The sequence below is a fragment of the Halomonas sp. ANAO-440 genome (assembly GCF_019915905.1).
Taxonomy (GTDB): domain Bacteria; phylum Pseudomonadota; class Gammaproteobacteria; order Pseudomonadales; family Halomonadaceae; genus Halomonas; species Halomonas chromatireducens.
The window spans coordinates 1-19,269 of sequence record NZ_JAHXBV010000003.1; the positions used below are offsets into that span (position 1 = coordinate 1).

23 protein-coding genes are annotated in these 19,269 nt (G+C 61.1%); 11 read left to right on the forward strand and 12 right to left on the reverse strand.

Annotation, left to right across the window (positions count from 1 at the left end):
* Nucleotides 1-53: 53 nt before the first annotated feature.
* Nucleotides 54-407, forward strand: coding sequence for an AI-2E family transporter (locus KZO25_RS03105; RefSeq protein ID WP_262488823.1), 354 nt, complete (start codon nt 54-56; stop codon nt 405-407).
* An 8-nt stretch (nt 408-415) separates the two neighbouring features.
* Here the strand turns inward: KZO25_RS03105 and KZO25_RS03110 are convergent, their stop codons facing one another.
* From KZO25_RS03110 to KZO25_RS03130, 5 genes are all read right to left on the reverse strand, one after another.
* Entirely contained in the window at nt 416-1,213 is a 798-nt protein-coding gene (locus tag KZO25_RS03110) for a ferric reductase-like transmembrane domain-containing protein (protein ID WP_223135836.1), read from the reverse strand.
* Between the two features lie 125 nt (nt 1,214-1,338).
* Entirely contained in the window at nt 1,339-1,788 is a 450-nt protein-coding gene (locus KZO25_RS03115) for a hypothetical protein (protein ID WP_223135837.1), read from the reverse strand.
* Nucleotides 1,789-1,886: 98 nt separating this feature from the next.
* Nucleotides 1,887-2,252, reverse strand: a complete 366-nt coding sequence (locus tag KZO25_RS03120; RefSeq protein WP_223135838.1) for a cation transporter — start codon at nt 2,250-2,252, stop codon at nt 1,887-1,889.
* 331 nt (nt 2,253-2,583) lie between these two features.
* Complete coding sequence (locus tag KZO25_RS03125) at nt 2,584-2,976, reverse strand: hypothetical protein (RefSeq protein WP_223135839.1); 393 nt, start codon at nt 2,974-2,976, stop codon at nt 2,584-2,586.
* Between the two features lie 141 nt (nt 2,977-3,117).
* A complete protein-coding gene (locus tag KZO25_RS03130) occupies nt 3,118-4,713 on the reverse strand; it encodes a multicopper oxidase family protein (RefSeq protein ID WP_223135840.1) in 1,596 nt (531 codons plus the stop codon).
* Between the two features lie 775 nt (nt 4,714-5,488).
* Between KZO25_RS03130 and KZO25_RS03135 the strand changes: the two genes are divergently transcribed.
* The 3 genes from KZO25_RS03135 (at nt 5,489) to KZO25_RS03145 (ending at nt 7,515) form a co-directional block, all read left to right on the forward strand.
* Nucleotides 5,489-5,977 carry a FixH family protein gene (locus tag KZO25_RS03135; protein ID WP_223135841.1) on the forward strand — a complete coding sequence of 163 codons (489 nt, stop codon included), beginning with the start codon at nt 5,489-5,491 and terminating at the stop codon, nt 5,975-5,977.
* A 231-nt stretch (nt 5,978-6,208) separates the two neighbouring features.
* Entirely contained in the window at nt 6,209-6,535 is a 327-nt protein-coding gene (locus KZO25_RS03140; RefSeq protein ID WP_223135842.1) for a hypothetical protein, read from the forward strand.
* Between the two features lie 65 nt (nt 6,536-6,600).
* Nucleotides 6,601-7,515, forward strand: a complete 915-nt coding sequence (locus KZO25_RS03145) for a c-type cytochrome (RefSeq protein ID WP_223135843.1) — start codon at nt 6,601-6,603, stop codon at nt 7,513-7,515.
* A gap of 112 nt (nt 7,516-7,627) precedes the next feature.
* Here the strand turns inward: KZO25_RS03145 and KZO25_RS03150 are convergent, their stop codons facing one another.
* The 7 genes from KZO25_RS03150 to KZO25_RS03180 all read right to left on the reverse strand — a co-directional run bounded on the left by KZO25_RS03150 (nt 7,628) and on the right by KZO25_RS03180 (nt 13,320).
* Nucleotides 7,628-8,611 (reverse strand): L,D-transpeptidase family protein, encoded by a 984-nt coding sequence (locus tag KZO25_RS03150; RefSeq protein WP_223135864.1) that lies wholly within the window; start codon nt 8,609-8,611, stop codon nt 7,628-7,630.
* A gap of 239 nt (nt 8,612-8,850) precedes the next feature.
* The gene (gene cls / locus KZO25_RS03155) at nt 8,851-10,248 is read right to left on the reverse strand and encodes a cardiolipin synthase (protein ID WP_223135865.1); all 1,398 of its coding nucleotides are present in this window, start codon (nt 10,246-10,248) and stop codon (nt 8,851-8,853) included.
* A 184-nt stretch (nt 10,249-10,432) separates the two neighbouring features.
* On the reverse strand, nt 10,433-11,245 hold the full coding sequence (gene lgt, locus KZO25_RS03160) for a prolipoprotein diacylglyceryl transferase (RefSeq protein WP_223135844.1): 813 nt from the start codon (nt 11,243-11,245) through the stop codon (nt 10,433-10,435).
* Nucleotides 11,246-11,285: 40 nt separating this feature from the next.
* Entirely contained in the window at nt 11,286-12,146 is an 861-nt protein-coding gene (locus KZO25_RS03165) for a WD40/YVTN/BNR-like repeat-containing protein (RefSeq protein ID WP_223135845.1), read from the reverse strand.
* Between the two features lie 65 nt (nt 12,147-12,211).
* On the reverse strand, nt 12,212-12,373 hold the full coding sequence (locus KZO25_RS03170) for a hypothetical protein (RefSeq protein WP_223135846.1): 162 nt from the start codon (nt 12,371-12,373) through the stop codon (nt 12,212-12,214).
* 74 nt (nt 12,374-12,447) lie between these two features.
* On the reverse strand, nt 12,448-12,780 hold the full coding sequence (locus KZO25_RS03175; protein ID WP_223135847.1) for a hypothetical protein: 333 nt from the start codon (nt 12,778-12,780) through the stop codon (nt 12,448-12,450).
* A gap of 201 nt (nt 12,781-12,981) precedes the next feature.
* Complete coding sequence (locus tag KZO25_RS03180; RefSeq protein WP_223135848.1) at nt 12,982-13,320, reverse strand: hypothetical protein; 339 nt, start codon at nt 13,318-13,320, stop codon at nt 12,982-12,984.
* Nucleotides 13,321-13,499: 179 nt separating this feature from the next.
* On the opposite strand from KZO25_RS03180, the gene KZO25_RS03185 reads away from it, so the two are divergent.
* The 7 genes from KZO25_RS03185 to KZO25_RS03215 all read left to right on the forward strand — a co-directional run bounded on the left by KZO25_RS03185 (nt 13,500) and on the right by KZO25_RS03215 (nt 19,246).
* A complete protein-coding gene (locus KZO25_RS03185) occupies nt 13,500-14,174 on the forward strand; it encodes a Spy/CpxP family protein refolding chaperone (RefSeq protein ID WP_223135849.1) in 675 nt (224 codons plus the stop codon).
* Between the two features lie 93 nt (nt 14,175-14,267).
* A complete protein-coding gene (locus KZO25_RS03190; protein ID WP_262488822.1) occupies nt 14,268-16,763 on the forward strand; it encodes a heavy metal translocating P-type ATPase in 2,496 nt (831 codons plus the stop codon).
* Nucleotides 16,760-17,050 (forward strand): hypothetical protein, encoded by a 291-nt coding sequence (locus KZO25_RS03195; protein WP_223135851.1) that lies wholly within the window; start codon nt 16,760-16,762, stop codon nt 17,048-17,050. Before KZO25_RS03190 ends, KZO25_RS03195 begins: the two co-directional genes overlap by 4 nt.
* Before the next feature lie 85 nt (nt 17,051-17,135).
* On the forward strand, nt 17,136-17,453 hold the full coding sequence (locus KZO25_RS03200; RefSeq protein ID WP_223135852.1) for a hypothetical protein: 318 nt from the start codon (nt 17,136-17,138) through the stop codon (nt 17,451-17,453).
* 78 nt (nt 17,454-17,531) lie between these two features.
* Entirely contained in the window at nt 17,532-18,644 is a 1,113-nt protein-coding gene (locus KZO25_RS03205) for a cytochrome D1 domain-containing protein (RefSeq protein WP_223135853.1), read from the forward strand.
* Between the two features lie 12 nt (nt 18,645-18,656).
* Nucleotides 18,657-18,806 (forward strand): hypothetical protein, encoded by a 150-nt coding sequence (locus tag KZO25_RS03210; protein ID WP_201025328.1) that lies wholly within the window; start codon nt 18,657-18,659, stop codon nt 18,804-18,806.
* The gene (locus tag KZO25_RS03215) at nt 18,803-19,246 is read left to right on the forward strand and encodes a DUF411 domain-containing protein (protein WP_066450670.1); all 444 of its coding nucleotides are present in this window, start codon (nt 18,803-18,805) and stop codon (nt 19,244-19,246) included. The genes KZO25_RS03210 and KZO25_RS03215 overlap by 4 nt, the downstream gene beginning before the upstream one ends.
* The last annotated feature ends 23 nt before the right edge of the window (nt 19,247-19,269 follow it).

Below are 19,269 nucleotides of genomic sequence, written 5' to 3' on the forward strand. Positions count from 1 at the left end.
CAGAGTCTAACAGCCGCTGAGGCTCCATCTAGCTTGACAGTGGGGGGGGCATACTGGCCTTCGCGCTGAACTACATACCCTTTGTCGGCTCCATTCTCGCGGTCTTTCCTCCGGTCCTTTTCTCCATTGTCCAGTTCGAGTCATGGCAGACCCCGGCACTGGTTCTCCTCGGCATGACACTCATCCAGTTCTCGATCGGCAACTTACTTGACCCCAGGCTCGAAGGGCGCGCCCTTGCCGTCTCCCCCTTCGTCGTCGTTTTTTCCATTTTCTTCTGGGGCATGCTATGGGGCATTCCCGGCGCCTTCATGGGCGTTCCCTTGACGATCGCCATTGCTACGGTATGCAACCATTTCCATGATGCCTGCTGGATATCGCGACTGCTGACCCCTAAGGCCAGAGAATAAGTCGACTCTCACTGGTTTTGCCCATCATGCGCAGAACCACCCTTTCTTCTTCGCTGTAAAACGACTTTTACCAAGGCTGTAGACTGCAACAAGAAGACAGTCCCGACGAGGCCGATGAACCAGAATCGAAACCAATTAGGGTCCGGCACCCCACGCTGAAAAAATAGATTCCTGAGACTCGGCTCATAATGAAGGAAAAGAAAGTAGATCCCATGAAGCGACACTAGGTAGAAAACCACATAGGCGTAGTTCTGAAGATGCTTCCATGTTGAGCTTCCCAGGAAGCGCATGGCCTTGTCGGATGATATGGCAAACAGGAAAAGTCCAAAGAAGAGGGCGACTAAACCGACCATGTTGGCAAGTCCGAAGCCCGGGTCCACAAGTACCGGGCCCGAAAGCCCCACCACCGGCAGCTCCTGATAGCCAAAAAAACCGCGGATAGACCAGCGTGCCCAGCCATCCCACACCAGAAAAGCATGCACAGAGGCAAAAATCGCAAACCATATTCCGAAGGCTCGCCGCCAATTCACAAGGAAGCTCAGTCTCCTAGGCCATATTCTCGCCACAGGACCTATCGTCATGGCAACGAATAACAGGATGAAAGCAGCGTCACCGATGGCTCGCCAGGTACGCATCTCGGCATCCCACTCCATTCGGCTTAACCAAAAAAGATAAGCCGCCATGGCGCCGATCAGTGCAACAACGATATGCTGTCCGAATCGACGATTCCTGATCGGCGCATTAGCTTTTATTGAGGACGTCGCCTCCTTTCCACTAGCTCTACTGGCTGCTGCGTGATGGCCCATCTCCTCCTCCTCTCTAGACAGCTTTTGTACGCAAGGACATCGCATTTCGACTCATGAGAATGATCAGGGGCGAGCGCGGCTGATTACCGTATAAGATCAGTCACAGACGATTCGCCCCTTGGCACTCATTGCACATGGCGGTGACGGAACTCGACCTCGGTGGTCGGCTCACCGGTTCGTTCAATACGCAGCTGAAGACTGTAGGCTCCCTCTTCCGGAAGGCTGAAAAAATTCCCATAGGTAATCGTGTCGGCAATCTCCATCGGCTCCAGCGGGAGGAACTCACTTGCATGTCCCTCATGTCGCAGGCGTCCTGCCACCTTGGCATCCTCAATCCGCTGGCCGCTCGCCTGGTCCACCAAGGTTACGACCAAGTGTTGTTCACGCGTCCCAATACCCTCACGCCCCTGATGAACGATGCGATGGTCCTTGACCATCTCCGCCGGCAGGATACCGATATAGACGTTCATGCCATCCGCCGACTGGAAATAGTCGCCATCTTCAGCTAACAGGGGCGCGGATACCCAGAATGCCAGCAGCACCAAAAGAATCAGTTTATTTTTCATGCTTTTCATCGTGTTACCCTCTCTTACCTTGTTGAACTTTAGCCCTACGGCTTGTCGCGAAACAGACACCCCGGAAAAACCCCACCTCGTGTTTTCTTAAACCGTTATCACTTCCTGTTATCAGTCGGCGGCGTCTTATGACAGCTCCATGGCTCCTGTCTAGCGTTGTCCTTCACGTTCTGATCAACAAACCGATAGTGTTCCTCCTTGAATCGATTCCACCAACCCTGGCTGATTTTCACAGCGTGCTTCTCCAGAACTTCCTCGACGCAGTCGAGACACAGCCTCGATGCGTCGTACTCCAGGTCCAGCCTCCGTTTTTTTGGGTCGAAGGCAACACTATCCAGTCCGTATAGCTCGTCTATATCGGAGACAGCAGCATCAATCGCTTCCGCGTCGCTGGGCTCAAGCTTCAGGTGCCGAGTCACCAGGTTGATTTCGGATACGCCTAGACGATGATCTTTAGTTTTCATGGGATATTTACCTCTTTTTCCAAGTTTTCTGTACACAGATTCGACCAGCCATCGGGGTCAGACGGCATGCTTCATTTCCCCCGGGAATGAGCATGGGCTTTGCAAAGCACTCGGGTATAAAACCCGCAACTTGCTTCCTATATGCTCTGTACTCCTCACCAAACTCTTTCATGGCCATCTCTTCTTCGCGGCGAACCAGTCGCACAGAGACCACAACCAGAAGAGGGAACATGATGAGGGTCAACAACGTGGGCCATTGCAGCAGGATGAGAAAGGGCTGAAATTGCACAAAATGAACCCTATGCTCGGCCCATTCGAAAGCGAGTTGGTCTCAGATACGCAGCCGTGCCGTGGCGAGATATACAGGGGGAGATGAGTACGGTGATTGGCCAAACAGGCGCGATGGTTTGCCCCGCAAGGCAGGAAGGAGAGGAGAAGACAGCAGATCGAGGTGTAACCACGCAACAGCCGTCAGGCTGCGAAGGTCATCTGCTGGCACCTTGCCAAGGCTGGCCGTGACACCGGGAGCGTGACCGTCGCAGGTCTGGGCATCCACAACTGCAGTTTCATACGCTGCAGCTACGGTCACTTGGGTCGACTGCGCGTTTACTTCCAGCGTTGGCGAGCAGGCATAGGCCACTCCCACCGTCCAGGCCAGCAGCCAGAGCAGCAGGATTCCCGGCCATCGAGAAAACAGTGATCTGCGTAATCCGTACAGGCTCATGATGATCTCTGAGAATAACGTGCCATTGATTCAGTATGGGTACGACTACCGTCGGTCGCTTTGATGAAGATCAAGACCCGACTTCACTCTCGGCCTTCACCACCTGCCTCCCCTTCACCGACTGGCGACGCGACCAATCGATCAGCTCACCCGGATTGTCGCCATCATGCCCAGCTCCTCGTGCTCGATGATATGGCAGTGGAACAGCCAGTCGCCGGGCTCGCGGAACACCATGCGCAGCTTCAGGCGCTGGTAGGGGGCCAGGTTGACAGTGTCCTTCCAGGCCAGCCAGGCCGCCTCCCGCCACTCACCGTCGGCATCGCGGGTGGCGATTACCTGAAAGTGGGTGCCATGCACATGGAAGGGGTGGTCCATATGTGAGTTATTGAAGACCTCCCACTCCTCCACCTCACCGGCCTGGCCCTCAAACAGGATCTCATCCATGGTGAAGGCGCGGCCGTTTATCAGGAAGTCCACCTCGGGGAGGGATACCAATTCATCCATCGCATGGTCTGCCCCATGCCCCGGGCCATGGGTGCCATGATGGCTGCCGCTGCCGTGACCCGCGTGAGGGTCTCCGTGGCCGGCGCCGTGCTCTTCATGGCCAGGCATTACCTCGGTCAGTTCCACTAGACGCTGCACCGCCGGCTCGCCCAGGGATTCGACGCGCCCCAATGGTGTGGGCAGCGTGACGGCGGGCTGCACGCCCGAGTTGCGGGTATGGATTGCCAGCAGCGGCGCGATCTGGTCCAGATGAGGCGGTCGATCGCCCATCCATCCACGCTCATAGGGGTGGCTGGCCAGCCAGAAGCGCCCTTCGGCCTGCTCACTCACCCGCACCAGCAGATCGGCGCGCTCACCCGGGGTGAGCAGCAGTTCCTCAACCGGCTGGGGGCGCTCGATAAGCCCGCCATCGGTGCCGATCAAGGTCAGTTCATGCTCATCCAGGCGCAGCCGCAGGTAGCGGCCGGCGCAGGCATTGATCAGCCTCAGGCGCAGAGTAGTGCCCGGTGCTACATCCAGACGCGGTTCGCGCTGGCCATTGACCAGCAGTAGCTCGCCCTCTCGGCCGTTCATCCAGTCCTCAGCGGTATGGGGGGCCACCGCGCCATCCGCATTCAAGCGCAGGTCGCTGACCATCAGCAGGTGCTCTTCCACCTCCATCGGCAACGAATCCTGGGACGGACGCACCAGTAGGGCGCCGGCCAGACCATGGGCCACCTGTTGGGCGGTACCCTGGTGGGGATGAGGATGGAACCAGTGCAGGCCGGCACTGCCCTCCGGGAAGGTGTATTGGTAGCGGCGTGATTCGCCTGGCGCCACGGCATCCCAGGGGGTGCCATCCTGCGCCTGGGGAACCGGCACGCCATGCCAGTGCACGGTGGTCTCCTGCTCCAGCTCGTTGATCAGGGTGATGTCCAGCTCATCCCCCTCACGCACCTCGATCAGCGGCGTCACCTTGCCGTTGTAAAGCCATAACTTGGCCTCGAGCTCATCATTCAGAGGCACGTTATGGGGACCTGGGGTCAACGCGCTGCGAAAGCGGCCGGCAGCATCGCTCAGGTTGATGATACGCGGCAGAGGTTGAAGGGGCTGGCCACCGTTTGGCAATGCAGCCAGGCTGGCTGGGCCCTCACCATGGGGATGCTGACGCGACATGGCGTAGCCCATGTAGCTGGCAGTAGACACTAGGAGAGCCCCAAACGCTGAGTAGCCCACGAATTCACGACGATTCATCAGATTTTCCTCGACACATAAACATCTTCACGGCGGATCGATGACCCGCAGCATTACTCGGTGGTGACGTTCAGGCGCGAGGAGGACGCTCGATGGGGTCCGGTGGCCCGAGGGGATTTTCCTGGGCAGGACCATAAAGGATGGGAAAAGATGCCAGAGCACGGCTGTCCGCAGCCATCACAGGCGTCCCGCACTGGAGGCAGGGCATGCAGCAAGGAGATGCTACGTTGAAAAGCGGCTCTTCCGAATCGGCCTTCTCCCACGCCATTGCCTGATCCAGAACGGCCAGGCTCTCCAGGCAGGAGACATCGCCGTGATGCCCCCCCGCGGCCACGGGTGGCGCGACGGCCAGTACCAGGGCCATCAGCAGGCTTGGGAGCCAGTGACAGGAGAATCGAGGCATGGAGTGACGTACTTCTGAGCCAGTGGAATGGCGAGTATTTCATAACCTCACGGACACCCGCAACCTGGGCCTACACGCAGATTTTCCGTCAGATAGCTTTTGATTTGAATCAGTGGACACTAGGTAATGGGCCGGGTAGACCGGGCGCTTAACTCATTTGGGCTGGTCACTCCGTTGCCCAAGTGGCCACGCTGAGGCCACTCTGCTTCAGCCTGCCGCTCTCTCTTGCAGCACGAGGGGGCGACATGGCCGGCAAGAGTTTGACCGACATCATGAGAGTGGCGACTCCTGCCCCAGGCCGGCGGCAACATGGCATGATGAACCGGTCCGTCAGCCGTACGCTTGCCCAACCTCACTCTGGAGTGTCCACCCATGACTGGCTCTCGCACCGCCCCCGATCCAGCGGCTCGTTCGTCCCGCCTTATTGCGCTGGCACTGGGTATCCCTATCCTGCTGGTGCTGGCCGTATTGTTCGCCATGCCCTTCATGGCGGGGAACGAAACCACCCTTCAGGTCGATGGCCATGTGCCGGCAGAGCCCGGCACCGAACAGGGCGGGGTACATTTTTCCGGCACCGTGCATCAGTGGGCCGTTTCGGGCAGCCTGGCTATCGATGCCGACAGGGAGGCGCGACTCTCCTTCCGGCTGCGGGGCCCGGATGGCAGCCCTCCCAGGCAAGCCATGCAGGTTCCCATCGTATTCACCATGCCCGGTCATGACATGGAGATGACGGTGACCGCTCGGCAAACCGGCCCCGACAGCTTTGCCGCCAGATCAACGCTGCCCATGGCCGGCGCCTGGCAGATGCGCATGACCTTCTCCGATGTGGACGGCGTGCTGTCATTCGATACCCGGGGATAAGTCGGAGCGAGGCCATGCGCCTGCCCCTCGGATTGCCATTCGTTTTCGCTCCCGGCGTATCATCAACCAACCCTTCGGTTATCCGCGTCAATACGGTTGACCGATTCCTGACTGAGATCAGGAATCGGCTGATCAGGCCCTGCCAAGACTACCTGGCGATTGCCTGATCACGGCATAGCAGCGATGATCGGTAGTGTTCAATCGCCTGACGTTTTCGAGGTTCCGCTCCGCATGCGTCGATTCATGGTCCAACTCGCCTATCTCTTCCTCGTTCTCGCCCTCTCGGCGGGAGGCGTCGCCGCGGCCAGTATCGATGCCATGTCCGATGCCACGCATCATGCGAGCCAGGAGAGCAGCCATGACGAGTGTTCGCAGGACAATCACTCAGAAACGTCAGACTGCACCTCATCCTGCATCGGAAACGGCCACTGCATGATGGGTACCGCCGGTAATGCCGTTATTCCCGCCTATGCCATGACGCAGCAGCCGCTGTTCATGCCGGGGCACTCTCCACCATCACCCGCTTATCTGCTCAAGCGCCCCCCCAGATTCGCCTGAATACCGTTACCGAAACGATGCGACCAGCGCGTCGTCATACGCTTGACCGTATTCAGGAGCAACTCATGACTACCCCTAATCGATACCACTCTGCCACTCAGGTGGCCACTCAGGATCGCGGCCGACTGCTGCGTTTTTCCATCGTGCTTGCAGGCGGCCTGGCACTCGCCCTCGCCCTGGCCAGCCCTGGCCATGCCGATGAGAGCCATGGACACAGCTCGGAGGACAACCACGCTCATGCCGCCCATGGCAATGAAGAGCACGCGGTACACGGCGACGATGGCCATGCCCATGGCAACGACGACCATGCCGCTCACGGCGACGATGGCCATGCCCATGGCAACGGCGACCATGCCGCTCACGGCGACGATGACCACGCCCATGGCGACGGTGACCATGCGGCACATGGTGATGATGGCCATGCCCATGGCAACGATGACCATGCGGCACATGGTGATGATGGCCATGCCCATGGGAACGATGACCATGCGGCACATGGTGATGATGGCCATGCCCATGGCAACGACGACCATGCCGCTCACGGCGACGATGACCACGCCCATGGCAACGATGACCATGCCGCTCACGGCGACGATGACCACGCCCATGGGGATGGAGGTCATGGATGGGCGGCACCACAGGAGTGGGCTGAGCGCGAAAGCCCGCTGGAGCCCGATGCCGAGACCCTGGCTCAGGGAATGCAGGTCTATCAGCGCTATTGCTCGGCCTGTCACGGACCTAGCGGAGAAGGAAACGGGCTGGCACCCGCCGCTGCCTACTACGACCCCAGCCCGACCAATCTGGCCCTGCATGGCGCCGCTCATGCGGCCGGTGAATACGCCTGGCTGATAAAGGAGGGCAACAAGGCCAGCGCCATGCCCCGCTTCCAGGAGAAGCTGGACGAAGACGACATCTGGTCCGTGGTGCTCTATATCCGCTATACCCTGGCGGATGGCCAGTCCGGCGACCACCAGCACTAGAAGCCTGTCGGACTTGACCGATCGTCCGACAGGCTTCTAGCCAATGCGGATTAAAAAACGGGCGCCTTGGGCGCCCGTCCTCTTGCTGGTCATGCCTTACACGCCCTGGCATCTATAGGGTAGCGAGCTCGTCATACAGCCCTCCCGCTTCAGGCTCCGATTCAGGCGCCGGTTCAGGCTCCGGCGCCTGCTCCAGTGCCACGACCGCGCCGTTGGGGTTCTCCAGCAGGTAGCGCAGCTGCTCATAGTTCAACGGCACGGAAGGCTCGTCGCTGTTGCGCTCCAGCAAAGACAGGGTCTCCATCAGTGCCGCCATACCGTACTCCTGGTCCTCGAGCGTCTCGAAGACCTGCACATAGGGCATATCGCCATCCCAGCCAGCCTTGATCGGCTGGTTGATGATATTGACCTGCATACCCACGGGTACACGGTTGAAGATAGACTCGATATCTTCGGGGAACATCCGGATACAGCCACGGCTGGCACGCATGCCGATGCCATCCGGATCATTGGTTCCATGGATGAGGTAGCCTGGGATGTCCAGCAGGATAGCGTGACGGCCCAGGGGGTTGTCCGGACCCGGCGGCACCACGGCGGGAGCCGGCTCGCCCCTCTCGGCCGCTTCTTCACGCATGGAACGTGGCGGATACCAGGCCGGGTCCTTCAGCCTCATGGTGGTCTTGGTCTTGCCCAGCGGGGTGTCATACCCTTCGCGCCCAATGCCTATCGGGTAGGTCTCGACCCGAGGCGTCTCACCCTCGGAGACCGGCGGGTAGTAGTAGAGCCGAAGCTCGGCAATGTTGATCACGATGCCTTCCCGAGCCACGGCGGGCAGGATGTGTCGCCCTGGGATGACCACTTCGGTACCTTCGCCGGGCAGCCATACGCTCACCTCTGGGTTGGCCAGGCGGATCTCCTCGTAACCCACGTTGTGGTCACGAGCGATATCGAGCAGCGTCTCCTCCTCCCGAGCCTCGACGGTATAGTTCTCGCCGATGACGTCGCCTGCCTCCGGTAACGGATGGTGCCCCTTCGGCCATTCGGATGCCGCTTCCTCGTCGGGCTCGTCGGCCAGCGCAGCGGCCGACATCAGCATGGCACCAGTGAGCACCAGGCTCAGTACAGTAGCCCATACCGCTGGACGGGGGCGAAATGGCGATGGCCATGCGCTATTGCTGCCATTATGTTTCATTCTTCATTGCCTCTTGCGCAACCTTCACCACAGGGGTGGAAGGTCATTGAAAGGTTAGTCGTCATCATATCGACCTCCTTACACTTCTACGGCGATATACCGGAAACACGTCATCGGCCTGGCTTCGATTGTCTGGGAAAGATCTAGAGAACGGGAGCAAACAGGTAAGCCCCCCGGGCAGCCACGCGATGCCATAGCGGCTGATTCTCGATCTCCTCGAGCTCCATTCGACGGGAGCGAGCAAAATCCGCCTCGAACATCGCTTCGACATCGGCCGCAAACGTCGGATCCACCACCATTGCGGTAATCTCGAAATTCAATCGAAACGAACGATTGTCCAGGTTAACCGTTCCAACCGCGGCGCTGACATCGTCTACCAGGAACGCCTTGCCGTGCAAAAAGCCGGCTTCATAACGATGGATCTCGACGCCGGCATCCAAGAGCGGCCCCAGAAAAGCGTATGCAGCGTAGTAGAGCAGTAGATTGTCAGGCTGCTCCGGGATCAGGATTCTTACGTCCACCCCGTTGATCGCGGCCAGCTTGAGCATCGACTGCACGCCCTCGTCTGGCACGAAGTAGGGGCTCGAAAACCAGATTCGCTCCCGGGCAGAGTGGATGGCTTGCTGAACCATCAGGCTGGCGGTTTCAAAGCGATCCGCCGGGCCGGAGGGCAGGATCAGTACCGGTGCATCCTGCTCGGAGCGCACCACCGGCTCCCAGGGTAGCTCGGGCAGCTCTTCCGTGGCCCAGTGCCAATCCTCGAGAAACACCAGTTGCAGGGCCAGCGCCGCCGGCCCTGCGATCTTGAGATGGGTGTCTCGCCACGGCCCGATACCTTCCTCCCCGTGCAGATATTCGTCTCCGATATTGAACCCGCCGAGCCACGCCGTGGCTCCGTCGGCCACCATCACCTTGCGGTGGTTGCGGAAGTTGAGCTGGAAGCGGTTTCCCGGCCCCCGTGTCGAGTGAAAGCGATGGACATTGACACCCGCCGCCTCCAGCTCCTTCACATAGTCACTCGACAAGGCGTAGCTGCCAATCTCGTCATAGAGGAAATAGACCGCCACCCCCTCCCTCGCCTTCTGGATCAAGCGCTGCTGAAACTCGGTGCCAATATCGTCGTCCCTGACGATATAGAACTGCACCAGCAGATAGCGCTCGGCAGCCTCGATCCCTGCAAACAGACTCTCGAACGTCTCTTCACCATCGATCAGCAGCGTTGTCTCGTTGCCGCCCATCAGCGGCAACTTGGCCAGGCGCTCCACGCCATCCAGATAGTGGCTGCTCCTCGTCGACTCGACCCGATGCGAGCGCAACTCATTGAGCTTTCCGGACAGTGCTCGAGTGATCCCTGAGTCCTCGTCGCGACGAGACATCGCATAGCCTTCGAACTTGTTTCGCCCGAATACCCAATAGGTGGGCACCGCCACGTACGGCACGGTATTGAGGGACACGATCCAGGCGATGGCCCCTTCGGACGTTCGGCTCGACATCAGGGCCTCGACGGAGGAAGCCAGTCCCACCAGGTGAGCCAGCACCATGAACAGAACAAGCTTGCTCCAGCGCTTGCGACGCTTGCCTGGGCCGCTACCTGGCGTGCCCTCCGAGCTTTGTGCCTCCTCGTGCCCGACCCTGGACTGAGGCGCAGCATTCCGGCTTCCTTGCATGGATAACTCTCCTCCCATCGCATCGCTTGTCGGGTCAGTCATGACCTATTGCATGCCGTCAGGTCTCTCGGCTCGGCGTCAGTGCCGCTTTCGTGTCCTGGACCTGTTGACGCGACCATACTATCAGTGCCACGCCGCCAATGATCATTGGCAGGGTCAGCAGCATGCCCATGGTCACCCAGCCGAACGCGATGAAGCCGATATGCGGATCGGGCAGGCGCACGAACTCGACGGCAAAGCGGAACACACCATAGAGCAGCAGGAACATGCCGGAAATCAAGCCGCGGCGGCGTGGCTGGCTCGAAAGCCACCACAGCACCACGAACAGCACGACCCCCTCCAGCACGAACTCGTAGAGTGCCGACGGATGACGCGGCTCCGGCCCCATGTGGGGAAACGGCATGGCCCAGGGCAGTTCGCTCACCCGGCCCGGCAGCTCGTGATTGATGAAGTTGCCGATACGCCCGGCCCCCAGGCCGATCGGCACCAGCGGGGCGATGAAGTCGGTCAACTGGAAGAAGGCCAGGCGTTTCTTGCGCGCAAACAGCAGCGCGGCGAGCAGAACCCCGATCAGCCCACCGTGGAAACTCATGCCCCCGTCCCAGATGCTGAACAGCCACAGCGGGTTGGCAAAGAACTGATCCATGCCGTAGAAGAGCACGTAACCCAGGCGCCCACCGGCAACGACGCCGATGGCCGCATAGAAGAGCAGGTCGCCGATGTCATCGTGGCTCAGCCCCAGGCGGTGGGCACGATAGCGCCCCAGCAGCCAGGCGGCAACGAAGCCGACAACGTACATCAGGCCATACCAGTGGATCTGCAGCGGTCCGATGGCGATGGCCACCGGGTCGATCTGGGGATAGTCCATCATGATTCATCCATGTCGGTTGCAGTATATGAGGGAGCGGAGGTCACAGGCTTGACCACTCCCTGCCGCCGTCTTCGCTGAGCAGCAGCACGCCCTGGTTGTCGGCAGCCACGAGGCGCTGCGGGTCCGCGGGGTCCACCGCCAGGTGGGTAAAGTAGCGCTCGCCCCAGTCGCCGCTGAGCGGCTCCCACTCCCGGGTCGCCTCATCGGCCTTGATCAGCCCCACTCCAAGCATGAAGGCATACAGTTCGCCACCGCTCGCCACCACGACACTGGCCGGGTTGCGCTGGGGATGAACCTGCCGCCAGCGCTGCCCGCCATTGGGGCTCATCAATAGCCCCGACTGGGTGGCGGCATAGAGGTGATCCGGGTCTCGACTGGATGCCGCCAAATCGATCAGCCCCTCTGGTACAGCGGCCTGCACCTGCCACTCATGCCCCCCGTCACGGCTAACCTGCAGCCGGCCGGCATAGGCGCCATAGAGTACGTCGGGGTCGGCCTCGCTGACCGTCATCTGATGGAAGTCGACCGGCCCATCGACGCCGGCGGAACGCTGCTCCCAGGTGCTGCCGCCATCGGTGGAAACCATGACGCCGAGGTTGCCACCGCGCGCCGGGTGGCCGCTGGCGAAGAGGGTGTCGGCCTCCTGCGGATGGGGCGAGAAGCCCATGAAGTCGTGTGTCTCGCTGGAGACCTGTCGTGCCCTGCCGTCGGCATCTATGACATGAAAGCCGTGGTGAGTCGCCAGTTGGATTCGTTGGCTGTCGGCGCGGTCGAAGGCCACGCCATGAATGTGCGTCTTCTGGCGCAGTTCCTCGAGGCTGATGCCTTCGGACTCACCTGAGCAACCGGCAAGTGGCAGCGCCAGCAGTAGCAGGGGAAGAAGCAATCGGTATCGTGTCATGTGCATTGACTCGTTGCTGGCCGACAGCCTGCGGGGAGCAGGTCGCCGGCGAATAAGGTGGTAAATCAGCGAATCCGAACCGTGGCCATCATGCCCAGCTCTTCATGCTCGATGAAGCGCCGGGAGGTCCCGCCATGGCGGCCGGCCACGACATTGCTGAGCAGGCCGGATGTGGAAAGAGCCAGCCCGCCCAGTGTGGAATAGAGCAGAAAGTGACGATGCTTCATGGAATCGGTTTCCTCGTTATTCGAACAGCGATCACCCCCCGTCTCAGGCGGGAGATGACGTCAAGAAATGCTGTTCAAACGCGAGGAGGACGATCGAGGCGATCGCTGGGTGACCAGGGCCACGCCTGGACGGGCATCGGGCGCGGTGGTGCCGATGCAGCGGACATGCCGGAGGCCTGGGGCACCAGGGCGGCACAGAAACCGGTCGAGGAACAGCTCAGCGACTGGCGCTCATGATCTTCCGTCGTTGCTTCGGCGGCATGGCTCGCCGGGGCCGTCTCCAGCCCGGTCACGCCGGGACAGGTATCATCATGACCATGATGAAAAGCACTCGCCATGGCGCCCATGGGCATCACCAGGGTGATAGCCAGCAGGAAAAGTAGCCATGTCGCGATGGAACGGGTCATTAGCGTCGCTTTATTACCGTAGGGATCAAACCTGGGACGGAGTATTTCACGCAGCCAAGGCAGCCGGCAACCCAGGCTGAATAGATTTTCTCCATGTAGCCCATTTGACATGCGTCAATTGCGCAAGCGTCTTATTGTTCTATGGTGTGGGTACGATACACCTCGGGAGCCTCACCCATGGCTTGGCAGGACGCGACAACTTCATGCCAGACCCTGCCCTTGGCGGCATGGCTGCGCCATGGGCTGTTCGCACTCCTGTGCCTGGTTCTGCTGCTTGTTGCCAATGGAGCGGCGGCGCATGCCACTGCCTCTTCCGAGATACACCATGACGTTGTCGGCCATGCTCATGACACGACACCGACCGCCACCTTCGTCGTCGCCCCCCACCGGGGACCGCACTGCCACCCCGGCCATGTCCCCCTCGCGCCCCATCCGCTTCTGCGCACCGAACGCCAGGAAACCGAACATGGCGTGGCGCTGTGCAGTGTGGCTCAGTTGGCCCCACCTCCTCCTATCCTTGTTGTCTCGGGTACGCCCCATGGCCGGCCTGATTCCAGCGCCCCACCGACTTACCTGTTGACGCAGCGCCTGCGTCACTGAGCACTTCCGCTCGAAGGTACGCACTCCTTCTCCTTTCCCATTGATTCCGGTGACGTCTATTTGACAGTCGCCTCTTGAAGCAATCACCACAGGGCGATCGAGCCCTCAGGAGAACTACCATGACAATTCGCAAGCACACCATTGCCATGGGCCTCGCCCTGGCTGTCGGTATTTCCGCGCCCGGCTTCGCCCTCGCCCAAGGCATGGGGCAGGGTATGGATCAAGGCCAAGGTTCCATGATGGGCGGTCAAGGCGGCATGGGTCCGGGCATGATGATGGGCGGCAGCCAGGGCGGCATGGGCCCGGGCATGATGATGGGCGGCGACCAGGGCGGCATGGGCCCGGGCATGATGATGGGCGGCGACCAGGGCGGCATGGGCCCAGGAATGATGGGCGGCGACCAGGGCGGCATGGGCCCAGGAATGATGGGCGGCAGCATGATGCCCTGCCCCATGATGGGCGGCGGCAAGGGCATGATGACAATGCTCGATGCCGAGCAACGCAGCGAAATGCGTGAGCTGATGCAGGAGCACCGCCCCGCCCAGTTCGAGCGTATGGGTCGAATGATGAACCTGCGCGATGACCTGATGGCAGAAATGCATGGGGAGCGCCCCGACCCCGATGAAGTTCAGGCTCTACATGGGCGGATGGCCGAACTGCATGGGGAAATGATGGCCGAGATGGTGCGTATGCGTAACGCCATGCACGATCTCATGACCGATGAACAGCGGGAACAGCTGCAGCAAACCACGCCCGAGGCCGACGATCCGGACGATCATGCCGCCCACCACTGACCGGTATTGCTGAGTTGACGCCATGGCAGGCGGCCAGAGGAGGCCGCCCGCCCGACTCCCCCCGCTAGAGGCCATGCAATGACGGATATGAGCATGAAACAGATAACCCTGACTGTGCCGGGCATGGGCAGCGATCACTGCGCTGGTATAGTGCGCGAGACACTTCAGCGCCTGGACGGCGTGGAAGAGATCCAGACCAATATTGCCAGCCACCGGGTTCGCGTCGGTGTCAACAAGGACAACGGCCCCGATGGGGAAGCACTCAAACAGGCCATCGAAGGCGCCGGTTACGACGTCAAGGCCGTCCGCGGCGATGCCACCCAGCGCAAGATCCGCCTCAACGTGCCGGGCATGGGCTCGGATCATTGCGCTGGCATCGTACGCAAGACACTGGAGCGTCAGGAGGGTGTCGAAGACGTCCAGACCAATATCGCCAGCCACCGGGTCACTGTCACGCTGGGCAAGGACGGCCCCGATGGCGACGCCTTGAAGCAAGCCATCGAGGGAGCCGGGTATGACGTCAAGGGCGTTCATGACGAAAGTGACGCAGAAGGCGATGACGATAGCCAGATCGAGAAAGACTATCTCCAGGAAGCACGCAAGCGGCTGATCATCGCGGCGGTGCCCACCACCCTGATCATGATCCTGATGATGCCGCACATGTTCTGGCAGCCGATTCCCGGCTACCTCGCCATCGTCGCCATTCTCGCCTTCCCGGTGGTATTCCTCTTCGGCGGGGCGGCGACCCACAAGGCGTCGTGGCGTTCGCTGAAGAACGGCACCTTCAACATGGACGTGCTGATTTCCATGGGCAGCCTGCCGCCCTACCTGCTGGGGCTGCTCGGCTTCTTCTTTCCCATGACATCGTTCATCGAGATGGCCGCAACCATCATGACCTTCCACCTCCTGGGACGCTACCTGGAGGCGATGGCAAAAGGTCGTGCTTCCGAAGCGATTCGTCGCTTAATGGACATGAGCGCCAAGACCGCCCGAGTCGATCGTGATGGTGAAGAGGTAGAGGTCCCGGTAAAAGAGCTGGAAGCCGGCGACATCATGATCGTAAGGCCCGGCGAAAAGATACCCACCGACGGCAAGGTGGTGGAAGGCGAGAGTCACCTCGACGAATCCATCGCCACCGGTGAGTCGGTGCCGGTCTACAAGAGCGAGGGCGACAGCGTCATCGGTGCCACCATCAACAAGGAGGGGCGGCTCCGAGTCGAGGCCACCCGGGTGGGCGGCGATACCTTCCTGTCTCAGGTGGTCAAGCTGATCGACGAGGCGCAGGGCTCGCGCGTGCCGATCCAGGAGTTCGCCGATCGCATGACCGGCCGCTTCGTACCGGCAGTCCTGGTGATCGCCTTGGCCAGCTTCCTGGCATGGCTGCTCGCGGGCGATGCCCTGCGGCCGATCCTCGAATGGGGCGCCAACGTCCTGCCCTGGGTCGACCCCACCGCCTCCACACCAATCCTCGCGATTCTGGCTGCCATTGCCGTGCTGGTCATCGCCTGCCCCTGCGCCCTGGGTCTGGCCACACCTACGGCACTGATGGTTGGTTCCGGTATCGGCGCGGAGCGCGGCATCCTGATCCGCTCAGGCGAGGCGATCCAGACCTTCAAGGACATCAAGGTGATTGTGCTCGACAAGACCGGCACTATCACCCGCGGCGAGCCGAAGCTCACCGATGCCATTCCCGTCGAAGGGGTAGAGGAGAAGCGACTCCTGACCTTGGCCGCCAGCGTCGAAGACGCGTCCGAGCACCCCATTGCCAGAGCCATCGTGGACGGAGCCAAAGAGCGCGATGTAACACTCGAGCGGGTCAGCGATTTCAAGTCCACCGGCGCCCGGGGCGTATCCGGCAAGGTGGGTGAAGAAACAGTACTCATCGGCAATCGTCGTCTGCTCGAGGAAGAAGGCATCAGCGGCCTGGATGCGCTGGAAGAGGCCAAGCAGGAGCTCGAGAAGAAGGGGCGCACCGTAGTCATCGTGGCCGCCGATGGGCAGGCGGTTGGCCTCGTGGCCGTGGCCGATACGCTGAAGGAGAAGTCCAAGGACGCCATTCGCGGGATGCATGACCTTGGCCTGCATGTGGTGATGATCACCGGGGACAACGAGCGCGCCGCCCGGGCCGTGGCCGACGAAGTGGGTATCGACGAGGTGCAGGCAGAGGTGCTGCCCGATGGCAAGGTGGATGCCATCAAGAAGCTTCAGGAAAAGCATGGCAACCATATTGCCATGGTGGGCGACGGTATCAATGACGCCCCCGCATTGAAGCAGGCTAACGTCGGCATTGCCATCGGCGCCGGTGCCGATGTCGCCATCGAGGCGGCGGATGTGACCCTGGTGCGCGGTGAACTGACGGCCGTGGTGGATGCCATGCACCTCTCCAAGGCCACCTTTGGAAAGATCGTACAGAACCTGATCTGGGCCAGCGGCTACAACCTGGCCGCCATCCCCATCGCCGCCGCGGGCCTGCTGCACCCCATGATCGGCGTCATCGCCATGACCGCCAGCTCACTGTCGGTCATCGGTAACTCCCTGCTGCTCAAGCGGCGCTATGCGCGTGAACAACCCTCAGGAGACCACTCATGAGTCGAACTCACATTCCCAGTCAACGCACGCAAGAAGATCCTGCAAAAACCACTGGCGCACCGCCATCCGGTGCGCCAGATGAAACGTCGAATCAAGACGGACCCACCGGCAATGTACACCGCTGGATGATGCTCTTCTGCCTGGTGGCGATGGGGGGCGCCATGCTGTTCGTCCTCTGGAGGGGCAACCTGGGAGGCGGCACCTGGCTGCTGGTTGCACCGATGTTGTTGTGTATCGGCATGCATTTCCTGATGCACCGCCATGGCCATCGGCATGGCGATGACTGATCACCACGCGCTCTTTGCGCTGCGTCAATGAAATGTCGCTCCGGATCGGTTTCAATGTAGAGGCAACACCATAAAGGGGTTTTCCATGACACGGCATATCGGTACATCACAGCACGCAAGAGCGGGAGGCCGGTTCCTGGCCCTGCTGCTCGCGCTGCTGCTGGCGATGACGAGCCTGTCGGGTCATGGTGCAATCCAGGCCGACTCAGCCGACTGTCTGCAACCGCAAGCAATGATGCAGCTCGACTCGGTAGACGCCGATGATCATCGCTGCTCCGCCTGCTCGGCGCTGATGCCCCTTCCCGCCCTGTCGGCTGCCGAGCCGGCCATACCGTCCACCGTGCTTGCCGTGACATATGCGGATCGCACCCCCCTGCCCCCTAGGCGCCCTCCAAGAACCTGAATGAACGCCCCAGCGGCCTTGGCCGCTTGCAAGAACTTCCGTTCTTTTCTGCACCCTGCGTTCATCAGGAGCAAGACCATGGGATTTCGCTTTATTCAGGGCGTCACTGCACGCCTCGTAAACCACCGCAATGACACAATCACTCATGCCAGCGCGCTCAACACCCGCCCGCTTGGCTGGCTCCTGGCCGCGAGCCTGGCGCTGGGGAGCTCAGCCGGCTTCGCTGGCACGCCCCCTGCCGGACAGGTCTTTACCGCCGACGAACACGGAGCGTCATTGACCCGCATCCAACTGGAAAGTGGAGTAACCACCACTCAGGACATTTCCATATCCCCCCATAACGTTGAAGTCAGTGCCGATGGCCGTTACCTGTTGGCGGTGGGCGATGCAGCCAATGACGACCACGCCCATGGAGGCGGTGGTCACGCCCACGGCGACGATCCCGGGGAACTGCAGGTCTTCAATACCGGGGACTTCGGCGCCGGCCCCTTGGCCAGCATCCCGGTAGGCAGCCACCCGGCCCATGTGGTCAGCGACCTTGCCGGCCAATATGCCTTCGTGACCAATGCCGGTGACGACACCATCTCTATCGTCGATCTGGCAACACACCAGGCAGTGGCTACCGTCGAGACGGGGCACTATCCCCACGGCCTGCGCCTGAGCCCGGATGGTGGGGAGCTCTATGTGGCGAATGTGCTGGACGGCAGCGTCTCTGTGATCGATGTCCCAGCGCAGGCAGAAGTGGCACGCATCCCGGTGGGGGACGCCCCGGTACAGGTGGGCTTCACCCCGAACGGCGAGCAGGTCTATGTCTCGCTGCGTGACGAGAACCGAGTTGCCGTGATCGATACGGCCAGCCGCAGCGTCATCGATAGTGTGGCCGTCGGACGCCTGCCGATTCAGGTCCACGCCACCCCCGATGGCAGCCTGATGCTTGTCGCCAATGAAGGCAGCGAGGCAGAGCCCGATAACCGTGTCTCGGCCGTCGACATTGCCACTCGCGAGGTCGTTGCCACCTACGAAGTCGGCATGGGAGCCCATGGCGTCAGTGTCGACGACAGCGGCCGCTTCGCCTTCATCACCAATATCCATGACGACAGCCTGTCCGTCATCGACCTGGCGCTCGGCGAAGTCATTGCCAACCATGCCACTGGCCAAGGCCCCAATGGGGTCACCTGGGTAACGAACTGAAGGAGAGCCAAGATGATGACCGACTGCGCCATGACCGCCGGGATACTCGGAACCGTAATGCCTTTGGCCCTGCTGTTACTGCTGACACTGGGCATTGCCGCCCTGGGCAAATACCTCTTCACCTCGACCAAATCGACTCCAACGACCGGAGCAAGCTCATGAACCGTTCAATCACCTCACTCATGCTCTCCTCCGCCCTGCTGCTGGGTGGTGCCGCCACGGCGCAGGCTGCCATGCCTGACGAAGCCACGCTCTACATGAATCCGGAGTGCGGCTGCTGCCACGAATACGCCCGCCTGCTGGAGGAGCGCGGCGTCGCGGTCACCGTCATCGACGATGTGGAGGTCGGCAAAATCAAGCAGCAGGTCGGGCTGCCCTATGGCAAAGGCTCCTGCCACACCACGCTGATGGGTGACTATGCCATTGAGGGCCACGTGCCCTTCGAGGCCATCGAGACGCTGTTCAAGCAGCGCCTGAACGTTGGCGGGATCGGCCTGGCCGGCATGCCTATCGGCACACCGGGCATGCCCGGGCCCAAGCAGGGCGACTGGGAGGTCTACCAGTTCACCGACCAGGAGCCCATGCCGTTCATGACCCTGTAGTCGACACCACGCGTTCCCGTTCA